16 protein-coding genes and 1 other RNA gene are annotated in these 16,950 nt (G+C 65.4%); 8 read left to right on the top strand and 9 right to left on the bottom strand.

The window, feature by feature from the left end:
- Window positions 1-97 precede the first annotated feature (97 nt).
- Entirely contained in the window at window positions 98-865 is a 768-nt protein-coding gene (locus ACFO0A_RS05475; RefSeq protein WP_379537955.1) for a TorF family putative porin, read from the bottom strand.
- Window positions 866-1,150: 285 nt separating this feature from the next.
- Between ACFO0A_RS05475 and ACFO0A_RS05470 the strand changes: the two genes are divergently transcribed.
- Window positions 1,151-1,954: a metallophosphoesterase family protein gene (locus ACFO0A_RS05470; RefSeq protein ID WP_379537954.1), complete on the top strand. Its 804-nt coding sequence runs from the start codon at window positions 1,151-1,153 to the stop codon at window positions 1,952-1,954.
- Window positions 1,951-3,267: a UDP-glucose dehydrogenase family protein gene (locus ACFO0A_RS05465; protein WP_379537953.1), complete on the top strand. Its 1,317-nt coding sequence runs from the start codon at window positions 1,951-1,953 to the stop codon at window positions 3,265-3,267. Before ACFO0A_RS05470 ends, ACFO0A_RS05465 begins: the two co-directional genes overlap by 4 nt.
- A 20-nt stretch (window positions 3,268-3,287) precedes the next feature.
- Here ACFO0A_RS05465 and ACFO0A_RS05460 read toward each other — a convergent pair whose 3' ends face one another.
- The 3 genes from ACFO0A_RS05460 to ACFO0A_RS05450 are packed head-to-tail and all read right to left on the bottom strand — an operon-like array spanning window position 3,288 to window position 4,933.
- On the bottom strand, window positions 3,288-4,073 hold the full coding sequence (locus ACFO0A_RS05460) for a sulfite exporter TauE/SafE family protein (RefSeq protein WP_379537952.1): 786 nt from the start codon (window positions 4,071-4,073) through the stop codon (window positions 3,288-3,290).
- A 19-nt stretch (window positions 4,074-4,092) separates the two neighbouring features.
- Window positions 4,093-4,617 (bottom strand): rhodanese family protein, encoded by a 525-nt coding sequence (locus ACFO0A_RS05455; RefSeq protein WP_379537951.1) that lies wholly within the window; start codon window positions 4,615-4,617, stop codon window positions 4,093-4,095.
- A 4-nt stretch (window positions 4,618-4,621) separates the two neighbouring features.
- Entirely contained in the window at window positions 4,622-4,933 is a 312-nt protein-coding gene (locus ACFO0A_RS05450; RefSeq protein ID WP_379537950.1) for an ArsR/SmtB family transcription factor, read from the bottom strand.
- 85 nt (window positions 4,934-5,018) lie between these two features.
- Here ACFO0A_RS05450 and ACFO0A_RS05445 point away from each other — a divergent pair, with 85 nt between their 5' ends.
- Complete coding sequence (locus ACFO0A_RS05445; RefSeq protein ID WP_379537949.1) at window positions 5,019-5,906, top strand: MBL fold metallo-hydrolase; 888 nt, start codon at window positions 5,019-5,021, stop codon at window positions 5,904-5,906.
- A gap of 123 nt (window positions 5,907-6,029) precedes the next feature.
- Window positions 6,030-6,239: a hypothetical protein gene (locus tag ACFO0A_RS05440; RefSeq protein ID WP_379537948.1), complete on the top strand. Its 210-nt coding sequence runs from the start codon at window positions 6,030-6,032 to the stop codon at window positions 6,237-6,239.
- Between the two features lie 29 nt (window positions 6,240-6,268).
- Here the strand turns inward: ACFO0A_RS05440 and rnpB are convergent.
- From rnpB to ACFO0A_RS05420, 4 genes are all read right to left on the bottom strand, one after another.
- An RNA gene (gene rnpB, locus ACFO0A_RS05435) (RNase P RNA component class A) lies at window positions 6,269-6,692 on the bottom strand.
- Window positions 6,693-6,698: 6 nt separating this feature from the next.
- Window positions 6,699-7,397: an N-acetylmuramoyl-L-alanine amidase gene (locus ACFO0A_RS05430; RefSeq protein ID WP_379537947.1), complete on the bottom strand. Its 699-nt coding sequence runs from the start codon at window positions 7,395-7,397 to the stop codon at window positions 6,699-6,701.
- A gap of 25 nt (window positions 7,398-7,422) precedes the next feature.
- A complete protein-coding gene (locus ACFO0A_RS05425; protein WP_379537946.1) occupies window positions 7,423-8,076 on the bottom strand; it encodes a histidine phosphotransferase family protein in 654 nt (217 codons plus the stop codon).
- 58 nt (window positions 8,077-8,134) lie between these two features.
- Window positions 8,135-8,515, bottom strand: a complete 381-nt coding sequence (locus ACFO0A_RS05420; RefSeq protein WP_379537945.1) for a M67 family metallopeptidase — start codon at window positions 8,513-8,515, stop codon at window positions 8,135-8,137.
- 39 nt (window positions 8,516-8,554) lie between these two features.
- Between ACFO0A_RS05420 and ACFO0A_RS05415 the strand changes: the two genes are divergently transcribed.
- From ACFO0A_RS05415 to mtgA, 4 genes are all read left to right on the top strand, one after another.
- The gene (locus ACFO0A_RS05415) at window positions 8,555-9,544 is read left to right on the top strand and encodes an RluA family pseudouridine synthase (RefSeq protein WP_379537944.1); all 990 of its coding nucleotides are present in this window, start codon (window positions 8,555-8,557) and stop codon (window positions 9,542-9,544) included.
- 141 nt (window positions 9,545-9,685) lie between these two features.
- On the top strand, window positions 9,686-10,564 hold the full coding sequence (gene rpoH / locus ACFO0A_RS05410) for an RNA polymerase sigma factor RpoH (protein WP_379538170.1): 879 nt from the start codon (window positions 9,686-9,688) through the stop codon (window positions 10,562-10,564).
- 155 nt (window positions 10,565-10,719) lie between these two features.
- Complete coding sequence (locus ACFO0A_RS05405) at window positions 10,720-12,657, top strand: hypothetical protein (RefSeq protein ID WP_379537943.1); 1,938 nt, start codon at window positions 10,720-10,722, stop codon at window positions 12,655-12,657.
- Between the two features lie 49 nt (window positions 12,658-12,706).
- Window positions 12,707-13,429, top strand: a complete 723-nt coding sequence (mtgA, locus tag ACFO0A_RS05400; protein ID WP_379537942.1) for a monofunctional biosynthetic peptidoglycan transglycosylase — start codon at window positions 12,707-12,709, stop codon at window positions 13,427-13,429.
- A 91-nt stretch (window positions 13,430-13,520) separates the two neighbouring features.
- On the opposite strand, the gene ACFO0A_RS05395 is transcribed toward mtgA, so the two are convergent.
- On the bottom strand, window positions 13,521-16,895 hold the full coding sequence (locus ACFO0A_RS05395) for a TonB-dependent receptor (protein WP_379537941.1): 3,375 nt from the start codon (window positions 16,893-16,895) through the stop codon (window positions 13,521-13,523).
- Window positions 16,896-16,950 lie beyond the last annotated feature (55 nt).

Below are 16,950 nucleotides of genomic sequence, written 5' to 3'. Positions count from 1 at the left end.
TGGTGCCGGGATGGGGAGCGCTTAGCACGCGGGCCGGGCGATGCAAAAGGGCGGCCGGCACTGCCGACCGCCCCGAATGCGCGCGACCCTGGTGGCGTCAGAACGCCAGCTTGACCGTCGCCACGACCGTGTCGTCCGAGAACGAATCGATCTTGTTGCCGTCGACGCCGACGTAGCTGGCGCCGACCGAGAACTTGGGCGTGATGTTGTAGGTCGCGCCCAGCGAATAGTCGAAGCCGCCGCCCGTGCCCTTGCCGGTCAGGCGGTCGGGAGACTGCACGCCGTCGGCATAGCCGAGGTGCGCCGCCAACGAGATCGGGGTGTTGGGAATGCCCGCACCCAGTTCGCCATAGACATAGAGGTTGTCGTCATTGCCGAGCGAATCCTGACTCGGTGCGTAGGCGACGCCGACCTTGGCGGTGGCGGGGCCGACCGCGCCCGTCAGCGAGGCGTAAGGCTCGAAGTAGTTGCCCTTGCCCGAACCGCCGGCGGGATAGACGTAGTACAGCAGCCCGACGTCGGCGGTGAGGCCTGATGTGACTTCGCCGGTCCAGCCGCCGTAGAGGTCGAGCTCGGTCGAGCCGTAAACGTCGGCCGCGTCCTGCTCCAGGCTGGATGCCCAGGTGCCGACATAGAAGCCACTGGAATGATTGAGGTTGATCGAGCCCTGAATGGCTGGATCGCCGCCCGACAGCGAAAGGCCGCGGAAGCGGTAGTCGCTGACACCCTGGACGTAGCCCGAGAAGGTGAAGTCGCTGGGCGGATCGGTCTCGTCAGCGAAAGCCGGCGAGGAAACGAAAGCGAGGCCGGCGAGCATCGTCGCGGCGATGAGGCGGGCGTTGAGGCCCGTGTTGGACGTGCGCATGTCAAATTCCCTTAAACGTTGACGCGTCGTCCCACCTGCGCAGCGCCGGGTCGTCTCGTGGTAGTGGACGATCCTCGGCAAAGCGCAGTTATCGTGCATGCCGATGCTGCATCGCACAAGAAAAAATTATCGGTCCGCCGCACATCGCGCTATGGGCGTGGCATTTGCACATCACCGGTTCAGGGTCGGCGCGTCATGCGGGAACAAGCGGCGTCATTTGTGGATTGCCGCGATGGTTTTCCCGATAATCCGACCCGAACCGCGTCCGGAGCCGATTGACCGCAGATGATCCGCCGTTTTCGAAACTATCTCTCTCCGCGACTTCGCGCCGCCGCACCCGCCGTGCCGCCGGGCGAGCGGGTCTATGCTATCGGCGATATCCACGGCCGGCTCGACCTGTTCTCCGAAATGATCGAGCAGATCGAGGAGGACGACGCCCGCCGCGGGCCTGCGTCGACCACTGTCGTCCTGCTCGGCGACCTGATCGACCGCGGCCCCGACAGCGCAGGGGTGATTGATGCCGCCCGCGCGTGGGCGCAGCGGCGGCCGCTGCGCGTTCTGGCAGGCAATCACGAGGAGATGTTCCTAAAGAGTTTCGACAAGGTGGAGACGCTGCGCCACTTCCTCCGCTTCGGCGGAAGGGAGACCTTGCTGAGCTATCCGATCGGGCTGGCCGAATATCAAAGCCTGTCGCTCGAGGAGTTGCAGCAACGGATGCCGCAGATCGTCCCTGCCGAGCATGTCGCCTATCTCGAATCACTCGAAGACAGCGTGACCATTGGCGATTACCTGTTCGTCCACGCGGGCATCCGGCCCGGCGTCCCGCTGGCGGACCAGAGCCAGTCGGACCTGCGCTGGATTCGCGAGATGTTCATCGAGGATTCGCGCGATCACGGATGCATCGTCGTCCATGGCCACACCATCTGCGACGACGTCGAGGAGATGCCCAACCGCATCGGTATCGATACCGGAGCCTACAAGAGCGGGCGCCTGACCTGCCTCGCGCTGGAGGGCGACCAGCGCTGGTATATCACGGCGAGCGCGTCTAACGGCGCGCGGGGTAGTACTGCCGGGAGAGATGCGGCGTGAAGATTGCGGTGGTTGGGTCCGGCTATGTCGGTCTCGTTTCGGGGTCCTGCTTTGCCGATTTCGGCCACGACGTGGTCTGCATCGACAAGGATCCTGCCAAGATCGAGGCGCTGCAGGGTGGCCGGATGCCGATCTACGAGCCGGGTCTGGCCGAGCTGGTCCACAAGAACGCCGCGGCCGGACGGCTGCGCTTCACCACCGACCTTGCCGCCGGGGTGGATGGCGCCGCGGCGGTGTTCATCGCGGTGGGTACGCCGGCGCGGCGCGGCGACGGCCATGCCGACCTCTCGTACGTCTATGGCGCCGCCGCGGAGATCGCCGGGCACCTGACGGGCGACACGGTGGTCGTGACCAAGTCGACCGTGCCGGTCGGGACCGGCGACGAGGTCGAACGGATCATCGGCGAGGCCGGCACCGCGCACACCGTGGCGGTCGTGTCCAACCCCGAGTTCCTGCGCGAAGGCGCGGCGATCGGAGACTTCAAGCGCCCCGACCGGATCGTGATCGGCGCCGAGAGCGAGGCCGCGCGCGACGTCATGCGCGAGATCTACCGGCCGCTGTTCCTCAACCGCTCGCCGATCATGTTCACCGGGCGGCGGACCGCGGAGCTCATCAAGTACGCGGCCAACGCCTTCCTCGCGACCAAGATCACCTTCATCAACGAGATGGCCGACCTGTGCGAGGAAGTCGGCGCCGACGTCCAGGACGTCAGCCGCGGGATCGGGCTCGACAACCGGATCGGCGCCAAGTTCCTTCACGCCGGCCCGGGTTACGGGGGCAGCTGCTTTCCCAAGGACACGCTGGCGCTGCTCAAGACCGCCGAGGATTTCGGCAGCCCGGTGCGGATCGTCGAGGCGGTGGTCCAGGTCAACGATGCGCGCAAGCGCGCGATGGGGCGCAAGGTGATCGAGGCGATGGCCAAGGCCGGGATCGCCGATCCGCGCGGGCGCAAGGTCGCCCTGCTCGGCCTGACCTTCAAGCCGAACACCGACGACATGCGCGATTCGCCCAGCCTGGCGATCGCCACCGCGCTGCAGGACGCCGGGATCGAGGTGGTCGGCTACGATCCCGAAGGAATGGAGGTCGCACAGGCGATGATGCCGGGTGTCGCCATGGCGAGCGACACCTACGCCGCCGCGCAAGGCGCCGACGCGATCGTGCTCGTCACCGAATGGGACGCGTTCCGCGCCCTCGATCTGGCCCGGCTCAAGGCGCTCGTCGCAACCCCGCTGCTGGTCGACCTGCGCAACGTCTACGACCCCGACGAGGTCCGCGCCGCCGGCTTCCACTACCACAGCATCGGACGACCCTGATCGCGGGAGGGCTGCCGGGTTCAGCCGGTGAAGCCGCGGACGGTGACGTACACTCCGACCACGATCACCACGAACGCGAAAATCTTTTCGAGCAAGCCCTTCTGAGCGGCAAGCCGGCGACCAAGCGCAATACCGGCGGCTGCGCCTGCGACTCCGCCCACGAGCAGAACGCCCACCAATGCCCAGTCGACGAAGAATGACAGGGCGTACGAAGTCGCGGTGGTCAGGCCGAGCGCGGTGACCACCACGAGCGATGTGCCGACCGCCACGGTCAGGGGCATCGCCGTGGCGGCGATCAGCCCGGGGACGATCAGGAAGCCGCCGCCGATCCCGAAGAAGCCCGCGGCCAGACCGACGCCCAGCCCGATCGGGACGAGGCGCGGGATCAGCGCACCGGCTGATTCACGGGTCAGGCGCACGTCGGGAGCCTCGACCGAGCGGCGCTTGCGCAGCATCGACAGGCCTACCCCAACCATCAGGATCCCGAACAGCATCAGCAGCCGCTTGCCGTCGAATGCCTTGCCGATTTCCGAGCCGATCGCCGCGCCGACGACGCCCGCAGCCGCAAACACCAGCGCGCAGCGCCACTTGACCCGCCCGGCCCGGGCATGGCCGACAAGACCGACCGCCGCGTTCGCCGCGACCGCGACCGCCGCCGTGCCGATCGCCGCATGCGCCGATCCCACCCCCACGACATAGACGAGCAGCGGGACCGCCAGGATCGACCCGCCTCCGCCCACGAGGCCGAGGACAAGGCCGATCAGGCTACCGGCAAGCAGCGCGAGAAGGATGGTGGCGACGGTCATCAACGATATCCTTCGAGCGTCAGATTGTGCCGGCGCGGCGGTTCCACGGCATCGTTCGCAGCAAGTTCGCCATTCCACACCAACCGGTGGCGCCAGCCATCATCAAGCCGCCGCCGACGAACGCCGCCAGGCCGAAGAAAGCCGGTGCGACAAGAAAGCCGAGGATGACGCCGAGCAGGACAAGCCCACCAGCGACAAGCTGGACCTGGCGCATCAGTTCCAGCGGCTGCGACCTGTCGGCAGTGACCGGCAGGCCGGCCTTGCGCCAAGCATCGAGACCACCTTCGATCACGTGGCAGGGCGCGCCGGCCGAGGCCGCGGCCAGCCGGCTGGCATTTGCATTCGTGCGCATGCCCGATCGGCAGTGGAACACGACCGGGCCGGCAGGAAGCCGATCGAGCCGGGCGAGCGGAACGCTGACGGCGCCAGGAATTCGTTCGCGGGCGTGCTCGTCGGGATCGCGGATATCCACCAATGTGGCTCCGGAGCGGACCAGTTGCTGCGCCCGGGCCGGAGAGATCGAAGTAAGCGATGAATTCGGCATCGAATCAGTCCTTGCAGTAAAGTTTGTAGAGGTCGGCCAGAAGGGCCTCGGTCCGCGGATCGGCGATCCGGTACCACAGCGTCTGGCGCTCGCGCCGGAAGGCCACGAGGCCCTCGTCGCGCATCTTCGCCAGATGCTGCGAACACGCCGACTGCGACAGCGAAAGCGTGGAAGCGAGATCGCTCACGTTCAATTCGCCATGCTCAGCCAGCTTGCACAGCAGCATCAGCCGCCGGGTATTGCCCATCGCCTTCAGCAGCGCCGCAACCGACGCGGCGTGGCGTTCGAAGGTGATCGGGTCCATTTCAACCAACATCGCGGTTCCATTCTCCGAAGTTGTATATCGGCTGTTGCTAAATTAGCATTCCTAGATATATTGTCAAGCCGCAAAGGAGTTCCCCATGGACAGCAAACCCGTTATCCGCGCGTTTTTCGACGAACCGACCAACACGATCAGCTATCTCGTCGGCGATCCGGCGACACATCAGGCGGTGGTGATCGACCCGGTGCTCGACTTTGACGGCGCCAGCGGCCGCGCCGACGTGCGCTCGGCCGACAGCATCCTGACCGCCGCCCGCGATGGCGGATGGAACATCGCGATGGTCCTCGAAACCCACGCCCACGCGGATCACCTGTCGGCCGCGCCTTACATCAAGGCGCGGACCGGCGCGCCGATCGGCATCGGCGAGCACATCCGGGAAGTGCAGAAGATTTTCCGCCCCATCTTTGCGCTGGAAGGAATGAAGACCGACGGATCGGACTTCGATCGGTTGCTGGCGGATGGCGAGCGCTTCAACGTGGGATCCATGGAGATCGTGGTGATGCACGTACCCGGCCACACACCGGCCGATGTCGCCTACCTGATCGGCGACGCCGCGTTCGTCGGCGACACGCTGTTCATGCCGGATTACGGCACCGCCCGCGCCGATTTTCCCGGCGGGGACGCCCGCCAACTCTATCGCTCGATCCGCCACGTGCTTGCCCTGCCGCCCGAAACGCGCCTGTTCATGTGCCACGACTACAAGGCCCCGGGGCGCGACGACTATCGCTGGGAAACGACCGTCGAGGAGCAGCGCAAGAACAGCGTTCACGTGCATGACGGGGTCAGCGAGGACGATTTCGTGGCGATGCGACAGGCGCGCGATGCCACGCTCAGCGCGCCGCGCCTCCTCCTGCCATCGATCCAGGTCAACGTGCGTGCTGGACGCTTGCCCGAAGCCGAAGCGAATGGGGTGCGCTATCTCAAGATTCCGCTGACGATCGCCGATGAGGCTGCATCAGGATCCTGAACCGGCCTCATCGCCCAAGACCCGCAATGCAACATCTGATAAGGTATCGGCGCGACCAGCGTGGCATACAGGCTGTCCGATCCAGACTTTTGTTGCGTGCATGAACCCTACTAGGAGGATGCCATGGGACTTGAGGATACGGAGTATTTCAAGCGGCGCCTGGAGGAGGAGCTTGCCGAAGCGGCGCGCGCCGACCGGCTGGACGTCCAGCGGGTCCATGAGAAGATGGCCGATCTCTACCGCGCCCGGATCAGGCAGGCCGGCAACGGGGCCGAAGATTCGACCTTGAAGCTGGAAGTGCATGCGGTTCGGGCGATCATCGACCGCGACTGAAGAATCTCTGCAGCGAAGGGGCGGGCGAATATGCCAGGGGGCCTGTAAGCCGGGTTCTGTGACACCGCCCGTATCCTGGGACGCGGCGGCGCCGGCAGCCATTCCTCTAGGCGACGGATTGCTCCGTGCGCTCAAGCAGCCAACCCGGGCGGTCGAGGAGAAACACCTCTGCCGGCTCTCGCGAACCAGCGCGCCGCCCCTATTCGGCCTTGCTCCGGGTGGGGTTTGCCGTGCCGCCTGCGTTGCCGCAGGCGCGGTGCGCTCTTGCCGCACCCTTTCACCCTTGCCTCCGGTCGAACCGGTTCGGCGGTCTGCTCTCTGTGGCACTTTCCCTTGGCGCTCTGGCCCGAAGGCCGCACACCCGGCGGGCGTTACCCGCCACCCTTGTTTCGTGGAGCCCGGACTTTCCTCGGCATCTTCAGAAGAAGACGACGCGGCTGCCCGGCCCCCTGGCGCGCACTACCTAGCACGCCCCTCGTCGCGGTCCAACAGCAGCGCGAACAGGATCGCGCGGATCTCGCCGTCGATCTCGCCATCGAGCTTGGCCGGACGGAAGCGGCGCTGAAACGCGCGCACCGCCGCGCGCCCTTCGGTCACGTCATAGCCGAACCGTTCAAGCGCGAGCAGGAACGCCGCATCGGTCCACAGCGGGTCGAGCCGCGCCGCGGGCGTTTCCAGCGCCAGCCCCAGCCGGCCGAGCAGCGGCCAGTCGAACAGTTCGCCGGGATCGTCCTTGCGCGCTGGGGCGACGTCAGAGTGGCCGACGACATTGGCGGGCGCTATGTCGTGGACGCGCACGATCCGCGCCAGCAGCGGGACGAGCGCCTCCATCTGCGCGTCGGGAAAGGGGCGATAGCCCCACTCGTGCCCCGGATTGACCAGTTCGATCCCGATGCTGGCCGAATTGATGTCGTTCAGCCCGCGCCAGAAGCTCTTGCCGGCGTGCCAGGCGCGCTTATCTTCGGGAACGAGCCGCACGACCGTCCCGTCCTCTTCGATAAGGTAGTGCGCGGAAACGCCAGCGGTGGGGTCGCACAGCCGCGCCTCCGCCTCGGCCGCGGTCGGCATGCCGGTATAATGAAGGACGACGAGCGAGACCGGCAACGCCCGGTCGTTGCAGTTGGGCGAAAGGTTCTCTCGGGTCACCAGTTCGTCCATGGCCCAATCTCCCCCGCGCCTTTGCTCAGCCTTGCGGCAGGACCGCGCCCATCACCAGCGCCTCTTCGCTCAGCGCATATTGCACGCCGCCGCCATGGTGCGCGGCAAGCTGGTGAAGCATCGCGGCGGGTGCGGTACGGCTGGAAAGCTGCTCCGCCGGCAGCGTTCCGTCGAGGGCCTGACCCACGGTGGGATCGAAGGCGATGCGCGGGCCTGCCGCGCGAATGACGATCTCGCTTGCTCCGCTGCGCAGTTCCGCCCCGATATCGAGCGTGCCCCCGCGCACCAGCGCCTCGATCCCGATCATCGAGAGGTTCAAAAGTGTCTTTACCGCCGGCTTGGGCAGCGCATCGCCAGCCAGCGCCCAGTTCACGGTAATCCGCCCACCCGCCAGCGCATCGACGAGAGCGCGCGGCTCGGCCACGGGGACCATCTCGCCGAAACCCCCCGCCGCGCCGAACGCCAGGCGGAAGAACTTCAGCTTGTCCGCGCTCGCCTTCGCGCTCTGCTCGAGCAGCTCGAAGCAGCGCTTGCGCATCTCCGGATCCTTCTCGTCCGCGAGCAGCTCCAGACCGTTGGACAGTGCGCCCACCGGGCTCAGCAGATCGTGGCACAGGCGCGAGCAAAGAAGGCTGGCGAGTTCGAGGCCGGAGGTGCTGTCGGGCAGATCGGTGTTCATTCAGGCACTTTCGCTGGGAGCAGGAGATCGGAGCGCCGCGGCGCGCGCCCGCCAGCCCTTAACCATCAGTGACGACGGTGGAAAGCAGTTCAAGCCCGCCTGCGCCATCACGCCAGAAGCGGACCTCGCCCGCTCCGACTATCGCCCACACCCGCCCGTCCCCACTGGCGAGCGCGCGGTCGGTGAAGGACGGTTCGGCCGGGCCTTCGGGATGCGAGTGGAAATATCCGGCGAGCCGGGGCCCACCTGCGCGTTCGGCCTTGTGGGCCGCGATCAGGGCGACCGGGTCGATCTCGAACCGGCGGCGCGGCTCGTCCGATACGTTGGCGCAGGACTGTGCCACCGCCAATGGCTCGTCCCCCAGCAACAGCCCGCAGCACTCCTCGGGCGCCGACTGGGCCGCCAGCCGCCGCAGTTCCTCGATCAAGCTACTTGTCACTGTCACCGTCATGCCCACATGCATATCATGGGGGATGCGATGGGGGCCGACAAAAGCATCAATTCGGGCGAACGCGTTCTCGAAGGCACCTTCGAAAACGGCGGCGAGCGCCTCGACAAGGCCCTGGCGGAGGCTAGCGGCCTGTCGCGCGAGCGGGTCAAGGCGCTCCTCGGCGTGGGGCGGATTTATGTCGCGGGCAAGACCGCGAGCCAGGCCTCGCTCAAGCCCGCGGCGGGAACGCCATGGCGGATCGTCGTACCGGCAACGGTCGAAGCCGAGGCGCGGCCGCAAGATATTCCGCTCGTCATCGCTTACGAGGACTCCGACCTCATCGTGGTCGACAAACCGGCCGGCTTGGTCGTCCATCCCGCGGCGGGAAATCTCGACGGAACGTTGGTGAACGCGCTTCTCCACCATTGTGCCGGCCAGTTATCAGGCATCGGCGGAGTGGCGCGGCCCGGCATCGTCCATCGGATCGACAAGGATACCTCCGGCCTTCTCGTCGTGGCCAAGACCGACGCCGCGCACGAAGGGCTCGCGGCGCAGTTTGCCGACCATTCAATTGAGCGCGCCTACCTCGCGGTGTGCGGTGGCCATCCTGCGCCTCCCTCGGGCACGATCCGCGGACATATCGCCCGCTCGACCTTCGACCGGAAAAAGATGGCGCTCGTCGATGAAGGCAAGGGCAAGCATGCCGTAACTCACTATCGCACGTTGCAGCGCCTCGATTCGGCGGCGCTGATCGAGTGCCGGCTGGAAACCGGACGGACGCACCAGGTCCGGGTTCAGCTTGCGTCAATCGGTCATGCGCTATTGGGAGACCCTGTCTATGGACGCATTCCCCCCCGCCTCCGCCCCTTGCTCTCCACGCTCGGGTTCCGCCGCCAGGCACTTCATGCCGCGCGGCTCGGATTTCTCCACCCGACGACTGGCGAGCGGCTTGCCTTTTCCAGCGACCTGCCTGCCGACATGCGGGAACTGATCGAAGGATTGGGCGGTTCAACTCCCGGGGTGGCCGGCTCGAGTTGAGACGGCAATATCTAGATGGGTTGCAAATAGAAACCCTATGTGGTCCTCCGCCGCGATGCTTGCTAAAGGTTGCGGCAATAACAGGATCGACGTTGAAAGGACGGTTCAGTTCAGGTGAGTGACAAGAGCAATCTTCCCAGCATGCCAGCCCTCGGCGGCGAGGCTTCGCTCAATCGTTATCTCTCGGAAATCCGCAAGTTTCCGCTGCTTACGCCTGAGCGTGAGTACATGCTCGCCAAGCGTTACGCCGAACACCAGGATCCCGAGGCCGCGGCACAGCTGGTTACCAGCCATCTGCGACTCGTGGCGAAGATCGCCATGGGTTACCGCGGCTATGGCCTGCCGGTCAGCGAGCTGATCTCGGAAGGCAACATCGGCCTGATGCAGGGCGTAAAGAAGTTCGAGCCCGATCGCGGCTTCCGCCTGGCGACCTACGCCATGTGGTGGATCAAGGCGTCGATCCAGGAATTCATCCTCCGTTCGTGGAGTCTCGTGAAGATGGGGACGACCGCGGCGCAGAAGAAGCTGTTCTTCAACCTTCGCCGGATGAAGAAAAACCTCGAGGCTTTCGAGGACAGCGACCTGCATCCCGAGGACGTCCGTTCGATCGCGACCACGCTGGGCGTGCCCGAGCAGGAAGTCGTCAACATGAACCGCCGGATGATGATGGGCGGCGACGCGTCGCTCAACGTCTCCATGCGCGAGGATGGCGACGGGCAATGGCAGGACTGGCTGGCCGACACCGGCCCGCTCCAGGACGAGACCGTGGCCGAGGCGCAGGAAACCGTGATGCGGCACGAAATGCTGGGCGAGGCGCTCGACGTCCTCAATGAGCGTGAGCGCCATATCCTGACCGACCGGCGCCTGTCCGAAGAGCCCAAGACGCTTGAGGAACTGAGCCAGGTCTACAACGTCAGCCGCGAGCGCGTTCGTCAGATCGAAGTTCGCGCCTTCGAGAAGCTGCAGAAGGCGATGCAGCGCATCGCCGGGGAACGCCTGATCCCCCTCGCCGCTGGCTGAATCACGATCCGGTCGACCCTGCTCCGGGCCGCACGAAGGCCAGGAGGGGCGCGGCCCGTATCGTGAGGAGTGTCCCCAAACCGTCACCAATCTGTAGCCCGGGCGACGCATCCGCCCGGTAGGCATTCGCGCGACTCCAGCGAAAGGAACGCGCGATGCCTATCGGACCTTCGACGACGACCGACCCCTATCTCCTGGCCCTCGAGCCGAATGTCAGCTTCACTTCGATCCTGACGGTGGGCGATGCCCTGCCGGGCAGCACGACCGGAATTTTCGCGGGCATTCCCGACGGCATCGGCGCGTTCGACAACGGCGACGGCACCGTGACCGTGATCGTTAATCACGAATTGGGCGGAATTGCGGGCGTGCTTCGCGACCATGGGTCGATCGGCTCGTTCATAGACCGCATCGTGATCGACAAAGCGACCCTCGCGGTCCTGAGCGGCGACGATGCGATCAAGTCCCTCAATGTCTGGAACGACGCGGCCGACGCGTATGCGCCCGGCACGCTTGCCTTCAGCCGCTTTTGTTCGGGTGATCTCGCCCAGCCGACCGCATTCCTCAACCCCGCCAGCGGGCTCGGAACCGAGGCACGCATCTATCTTACCGGCGAGGAAAGCGGCGTCGAAGGTCGCGCGGTCGCAACCATTATCAGCGGCGAGCACGCCGGCACCGCCTATGAGCTGCCGTTCCTCGGCAACATGTCGTTCGAGAACCTGACCGCCAATCCTTTGGCGCAGGACAAGACCATCGTCGCGATGACCGACGACGGCACGGGTGGCCAGGTCTACATCTATGTTGGCGACAAGCAGGCCGGCGGCAGCGAGATCGAACAGGCCGGCCTAAGCGGCGGAGCCTTCTACGGGATCAAGGTCGCCGGCATGTCCGCGGAAACAAACGGGACTGCGGTTTCAGGCTCGTTCACGCTCGACCAGTTGGGACCGAACGGCAACGTCAGCGATCTGACGGGCGCACAGATAGAGGCGGAAAGCGTCAGCGAGGGCGTGACCACCTTCCTGCGCCCCGAGGACAGCGCCTGGGACCCTGACAACCCCAATGTGCTCTACTTCACCACCACCAACAGCTTCACCGGCAATTCGCGGCTGTATCAAGCAACCTTCACCGACATCGCCCACCCCGAACTAGGCGGCACCATCGTCGCCGTGCTGGACGGGTCCGAAGGCCAGAAGATGTTCGACAACATCACCGTCGCCGACGGCAAGGTGATCCTGCAGGAAGATCCGGGCAACCAGAGCTACATCGCCCGCGTGTGGGAATATGACATCGCCCATGACACGCTGAATGCCATCTCGACCTTCGACCCCGCCCAGTTCGCTCCGGGATCGGCTGGCTTCATCACCCAGGACGAGGAATCGTCTGGCGTAATCGACGTTACCTCGATCTTCGGGACTGCCGATATCCGCGCCTACCTGCTCGATGCCCAGGTTCACGCGGCCACCGGCGATCCGGCCACGGTCGAGAAAGGCCAGCTCCTGTTGATGAAGGTGGAATCGCCGCACGACGGCGGCAACGGCGACGACGCGGTGAACGGCGACGCCACCGCCAATTCGCTTTCAGGCAACAATGGCAACGACACCGTTCGCGGCGGTTCCGGCAACGACGTGCTCCACGGAAACAACGGTAATGACGCGCTGTTCGGCATGGCCGACAACGACAGCCTCTATGGCGACAACGGCGACGACACGTTGAACGGCGGCGCAGGCAACGACCTGCTTGTCGGTGGGCGCGGGGTGGATATCCTGATCGGCGGCGACGGAGCCGACGTGTTCGATTTCAGCGGTCTCGGCTTCGGTGACGACACGATCACCGATTTACAGTCCGGGCTCGACAGCCTGGTATTCGCCGACGGCGTAGGCGTGCGGAACGAGACGCACGGCGACGTCAACGGTGACGGGAAGACCGACACCGTCCTGCAGATGAGCAAGGGCGGTTCGGTAACCCTTCTGGGCGTGGCCGATTACGACGGCGGCGCTGCGGCGAGCCATGCTTCGGGCGCCGGAGCGTTGTTCCACGACGTGGCCGGCCACGATACCGCGCTCCTCCTCCAGCAGATGCACCTCGCCATCGCCTGAGCCTGCAACTGACGCATGACGAAGGGGCCATGCCGCGCTAACCGGTGGCATGGCCCTTAATCTTCGACCATCCCGCCCCAAGAAATCCCACTCTTCCGGCTACCGCGTCGGCTGGTTCGTCGGGCGGCTCATCATCTGGTTCCTGGCGCTGAGCGTAGGGTTCACGCTGCTTTACAAGTTCGTGCCCGTTCCCATCACCGCAACGATGCTGATGGACGCCAACGGCATCACCAAGGACTGGACCAGCCTGTCCGACATCGACCGCACGATGGTCGATGCGGCTATCGCGGGCGAGGATGCCAAGTTCTGCAGCCACGACGGCTTCGATCGCGACGCTATCCAGCGGGCGGCCGAACGCAATGCCCGCGGCGGCCGCCTGCGCGGCGGCTCAACCATCAGCCAACAAACCGCCAAGAACGTGTTCCTGTGGCAGGGCACCGGTTGGACCCGCTATCTCCGCAAGGGTCTGGAGGCTTGGTTCACGCTGCTGATCGAGAACGTCTGGGGCAAGCGCCGGATCATGGAGGTCTATCTCAACGTGGCCGAGACCGGGATCGGCACTTACGGCGTCGAGGCGGCCGCGCAGCGCTATTACAGGAAGAGCGCGGCAAGCCTGACCCGGGTTGAGGCCGCGCGTATCGCGGCCGCCCTCCCCGCGCCGAAAAAGCGCGCGGTGACCGGAGCCAGCGGCTTTACCCGCCGCCACGGCAACGCGATCGCCGCCAACAGCCGGGTCGTGCGCGGCGACGGCATGGACGCCTGCGTCTATTGAGACGCAAGTTGCCGGGCGCGAGACTCCGGCAAGAAAAAGGGCGGGGGAACCGAAGTTCCCCCGCCCCAATTCTTCGCCGAAGCGGCTGCGATCAGAAGCTGATCCGCGCGCCGATCCGGATCGTGTAGAGCGACTGCTTCGGATAGATCGTGTCGCTGGGCGCCACGAAGTTGCCTGACGAATCCTTGATGTTCGCGTCATACCGGTACTGGGCGCAGGCCTGGCCGGCATTCGCCGCGACCTGGGCCGAGGTTGCCGCCGTGCCGGTCGTCACCGGGGTGGTCAGGCACTGCACAGTGACGGGAGCCACGGTGTAGGGGAACGCGTACTCGCGGGTCTGGCCCCAGTTCTTGTTCAGCAGGTTCGTGAAGTTCTCCACGTCGGCGAACAAGGTGAAGCGCGAATCGCCCACGAACGTCGGGAGCTCCTGCGAGAAGTGCAGGTCGACCTTCGTGATCCACTTCGAAGTGAACGCGTTACGCGGCGCGATCATCCCGCGATACTTACCCAGACCCGTCGAGTTGATGTAGGCATCGAACTGCTGGGCCACCGTCGCGTTGGCGAACGACACCTTCGGATCGGTCAGGCCGGTCGGGACATAGAGCAGGTAGCGGCTGCCCGAACCGATGGTTCCGAACACGGTCGAGCGCGAGGCCGGATCGCGGAAGGTGTAGCTGAACGGACGGCCGTTGCGGCTTTCGCCGAAAATGCCGAGGTTCGTCTTGTAGTCACCGAAGAACGCGTGGTTGAAGTTGATGTCAGCCTTGAACGCGTTGCGCACCTGGTCGTTCGAGATGCCGTAGGCCGGGCCGTTCGGATCGAGCGAGACGCCCGCGGCATAGTTCGACGACGCGGTCGACGAGGTGGCCGGATTGCGGTCCTTGATGTCTTCCCAGGTGTAGCTCAGCCCGGTCTCGAGGCCGAAGTCGAACGACTTGCGGATCCGCGCAACCGCGATGTAGCTGCGGCCCTGGCTGGAGTTGGTGAGCAACAGGTCCGAGTTGGTGTCGGTGAACGAGGTGATCGGCGTATAGCGCGAGCGGCCGTCAGGCGTAGTCAGCCCGTTGGCGCGAACGCGCAGGTCCTGGAAGAAAACCTGATCGCGGACTTCCGAATAGAACAGGTCGGCGCCGAACTGCCATCCGCTGCCCAGCGGGCCCATCTCGTCCGGCTGCCAGTCCGCCGAGAGCGTGGCACGCAGCTGGGACGGGATCTTGAAGTCGGGATCGATGGCGTTGGTCGGCGAGTTGGCCGAAACCGTTCCGGCCAGCAGGTAGCTGTTCGCGGCCGCCGGGATGGATGTCCCGGTGACGTTGGTCAGGACCGCGGCGCCGGTGCCGGCGGGAAGGTTGGTGCCGGTGTAGGTGCCGTTGTTCGCCTGCTGGATCTCGATGGCGTTGGTCAGGATACCTGTGTTCGAGAAGCTGTTCGAGACATAGACGTCAGGCGTGCCGCCCGCGAAGATGCCGACGCCGCCGCGGAACGACAGCGTGGGCGTGGGCTTGAAGTTGAAGCCCAGACGCGGCTGGAAGATGCCGAGGCCCGACAGGAACTTGTTGTTCGGGAAGCCGTAGCGGTTGACGAAGTTCTGGTTCAGCGCCGCACGGCTGTTGCCGCCGTACAGGTCGTAACGCATGCCGTAGTTCACGGTCAGCATGTCGTTCACGCGCCAGTTGTCCTGGATGCCGAAGACGTAAGCTTGATAGCGGAAGTTTGCCGCCGCATCCTCGGGCACCAGCGTCGGGATGGCATTGCCGTAGCGGAAGCGCTGCGCGTTGCCGGCCTGGAAGTCGGCGATCGAGTCGAAGTAGTAGTCGCCAGCCGAACGCTGCAGGAACGAGTTGAACGTCTTAGTGTTCGACACCTCCGCGAAGATGCGCAGGTCGTGATCGTCATGCTTGTAGCGGATCTGGGCAAGGCCGCCGTAGCTCTTGACGTTCAGCGCGTTGGTCTGGCGCGAAATGTCCGGACCGAAGCTGACGGTTGCGAAGCCCGACGGGCAGTTGATGTTGGCCGAAGTCGGGGCACCCGTGTTGGTGCGGTCCGAAGTCGGCGCGGTGCAGACCTGGAACTGGGCGAAGCCGCGACCGAGCAGCGGATCCTGGCCGCGCACGTAGTCCTTGTAGAAGCCGCGGACTTCGGTCGAAACCTCGTCGCTCCAGTCCGAGTTGAGCTGCGCGACGCCGGTGTGCAGGCGGTTGCTGCTGACATAGGCGTTGGAAGCAAGGCCGAGGCCCGGAGGCGGCGTGGTGAACGCGTTCTGGACGAGATTGATCGCGTCCTTGGCGTAAGTGTAGGTCAGCGACGCGCGCTGGGTGTCGGAGATGTTTGCGTCGAGCTTGGCGACGAGACGGTCGTCGCGGTCGTTGTTGCCCTTGAGGACGCCGCCGGTGTCGTAGTTGTACTTCGACTTGGCGATGCCGCTGATCGTGTCGACCTGCGCCTGCGTCAGCGAGGGGATTGCGGTACCGGCGTTGTTGTCGATCGGCCCTTCGGCGATCGGCTGGTTCGCACGCAGGCGCTCACCCGCGATCATGAAGAACAGCTTGTCCTTGATGATCGGGCCGGACAGCTCCGCACCATAGTTCTGGTACTTGAAGTTGGGCAGCGTGACCGTTCCGGTCGGGATGCCGGGGCCGGCCTTGGTCTTCGTGCCACTGAGTTCGTCGCTCGAATAAGCGTAGAAACCGGTGCCTTGGAAGTCGTTGGTGCCCGAGCGCAGGACGATATTGATCGAACCGCCCTGGAAATTGCCTTCGCGCACGTCGAACGGCGCAACCTTTGCCTGGAACTGGCCGATCGCGTCGAACGGGATAGGCGAGCGGCGGCTGGGCAGGCCGTCGGTGTTGAGACCGAAGCTGTCGGTGATGCCGACGCCGTCGACCGAGAACTTGTTGTAGCGCGCGTTCTGACCCGCGAACGAGATCGCGCGGCCGCCGCTCGGCGAATCGTCGAGGCGGGCGAAGGGATCGCGGCGCGAAAGATCGCGGATGTCGCGGTTGACCGAGGCGACGCTGGCGATCTGCTCGGTGGTAAGGACCGTTGCCGGACCCTGCGAGACCGTACGCGCACCGGCAATGCGGCCGGCGGTCACGACGATGACCTGGTCGTTGCTGGCGCTCTCGGTGGCGAGATCGATGGGCAGCTCGAACGACTGGGCGACGACGGTGTTGATGTCGGTGATCTGAGTGCTGGTGAAGCCCGGCGCGGTGATCGAGACGGTATAGGGGCCACCCGGACGCAAGCCGCTGACGTCGAACGCGCCGTTTTCGCCGGTGGTGACAGTCGTCTTCGCGCCGGTGGCGGTGTTGAGGACCTCTACCGTCGCGCCTGCGACCGGTGCGCCGGCGTTGGTGACGGTGCCACGGATGCCCGAGGTCGTTTCCTGCGCGGCGACGGGCGTCGCCAGGCCGCATGCGATCGAAAGGCTGGCCGCGCTCGCGGCAAGGAAATACTTCAGCTGCATCGTGTGAACCCCATCTTTCCGGCGCTGCCGGACCCGTGACCCAAGTCGAGATTGC

This window comes from Novosphingobium tardum, from assembly GCF_042652045.1.
GTDB lineage: Bacteria > Pseudomonadota > Alphaproteobacteria > Sphingomonadales > Sphingomonadaceae > Novosphingobium > Novosphingobium tardum.
Note: the sequence above shows the minus strand (reverse complement) of the source record. Positions and strands in the feature narration are given on the sequence as shown.

Bases quoted from the DNA above. Each gene is read 5' to 3' on its own strand.
- ACFO0A_RS05450 (WP_379537950.1), bottom strand. From the start codon at position 4,933: ATGTTGGTTGAAATGGACCCGATCACCTTCGAACGCCACGCCGCGTCG.
- mtgA (WP_379537942.1), top strand. From the start codon at position 12,707: ATGGCCCTTAATCTTCGACCATCCCGCCCCAAGAAATCCCACTCTTCC.
- ACFO0A_RS05425 (WP_379537946.1), bottom strand. From the start codon at position 8,076: ATGAACACCGATCTGCCCGACAGCACCTCCGGCCTCGAACTCGCCAGC.
- ACFO0A_RS05415 (WP_379537944.1), top strand. From the start codon at position 8,555: ATGGGGGCCGACAAAAGCATCAATTCGGGCGAACGCGTTCTCGAAGGC.
- rpoH (WP_379538170.1), top strand. From the start codon at position 9,686: ATGCCAGCCCTCGGCGGCGAGGCTTCGCTCAATCGTTATCTCTCGGAA.
- ACFO0A_RS05445 (WP_379537949.1), top strand. From the start codon at position 5,019: ATGGACAGCAAACCCGTTATCCGCGCGTTTTTCGACGAACCGACCAAC.
- ACFO0A_RS05470 (WP_379537954.1), top strand. From the start codon at position 1,151: ATGATCCGCCGTTTTCGAAACTATCTCTCTCCGCGACTTCGCGCCGCC.
- ACFO0A_RS05430 (WP_379537947.1), bottom strand. From the start codon at position 7,397: ATGGACGAACTGGTGACCCGAGAGAACCTTTCGCCCAACTGCAACGAC.
- ACFO0A_RS05405 (WP_379537943.1), top strand. From the start codon at position 10,720: ATGCCTATCGGACCTTCGACGACGACCGACCCCTATCTCCTGGCCCTC.
- ACFO0A_RS05395 (WP_379537941.1), bottom strand. From the start codon at position 16,895: ATGCAGCTGAAGTATTTCCTTGCCGCGAGCGCGGCCAGCCTTTCGATC.
- ACFO0A_RS05475 (WP_379537955.1), bottom strand. From the start codon at position 865: ATGCGCACGTCCAACACGGGCCTCAACGCCCGCCTCATCGCCGCGACG.
- ACFO0A_RS05460 (WP_379537952.1), bottom strand. From the start codon at position 4,073: ATGACCGTCGCCACCATCCTTCTCGCGCTGCTTGCCGGTAGCCTGATC.
- ACFO0A_RS05440 (WP_379537948.1), top strand. From the start codon at position 6,030: ATGGGACTTGAGGATACGGAGTATTTCAAGCGGCGCCTGGAGGAGGAG.
- ACFO0A_RS05455 (WP_379537951.1), bottom strand. From the start codon at position 4,617: ATGCCGAATTCATCGCTTACTTCGATCTCTCCGGCCCGGGCGCAGCAA.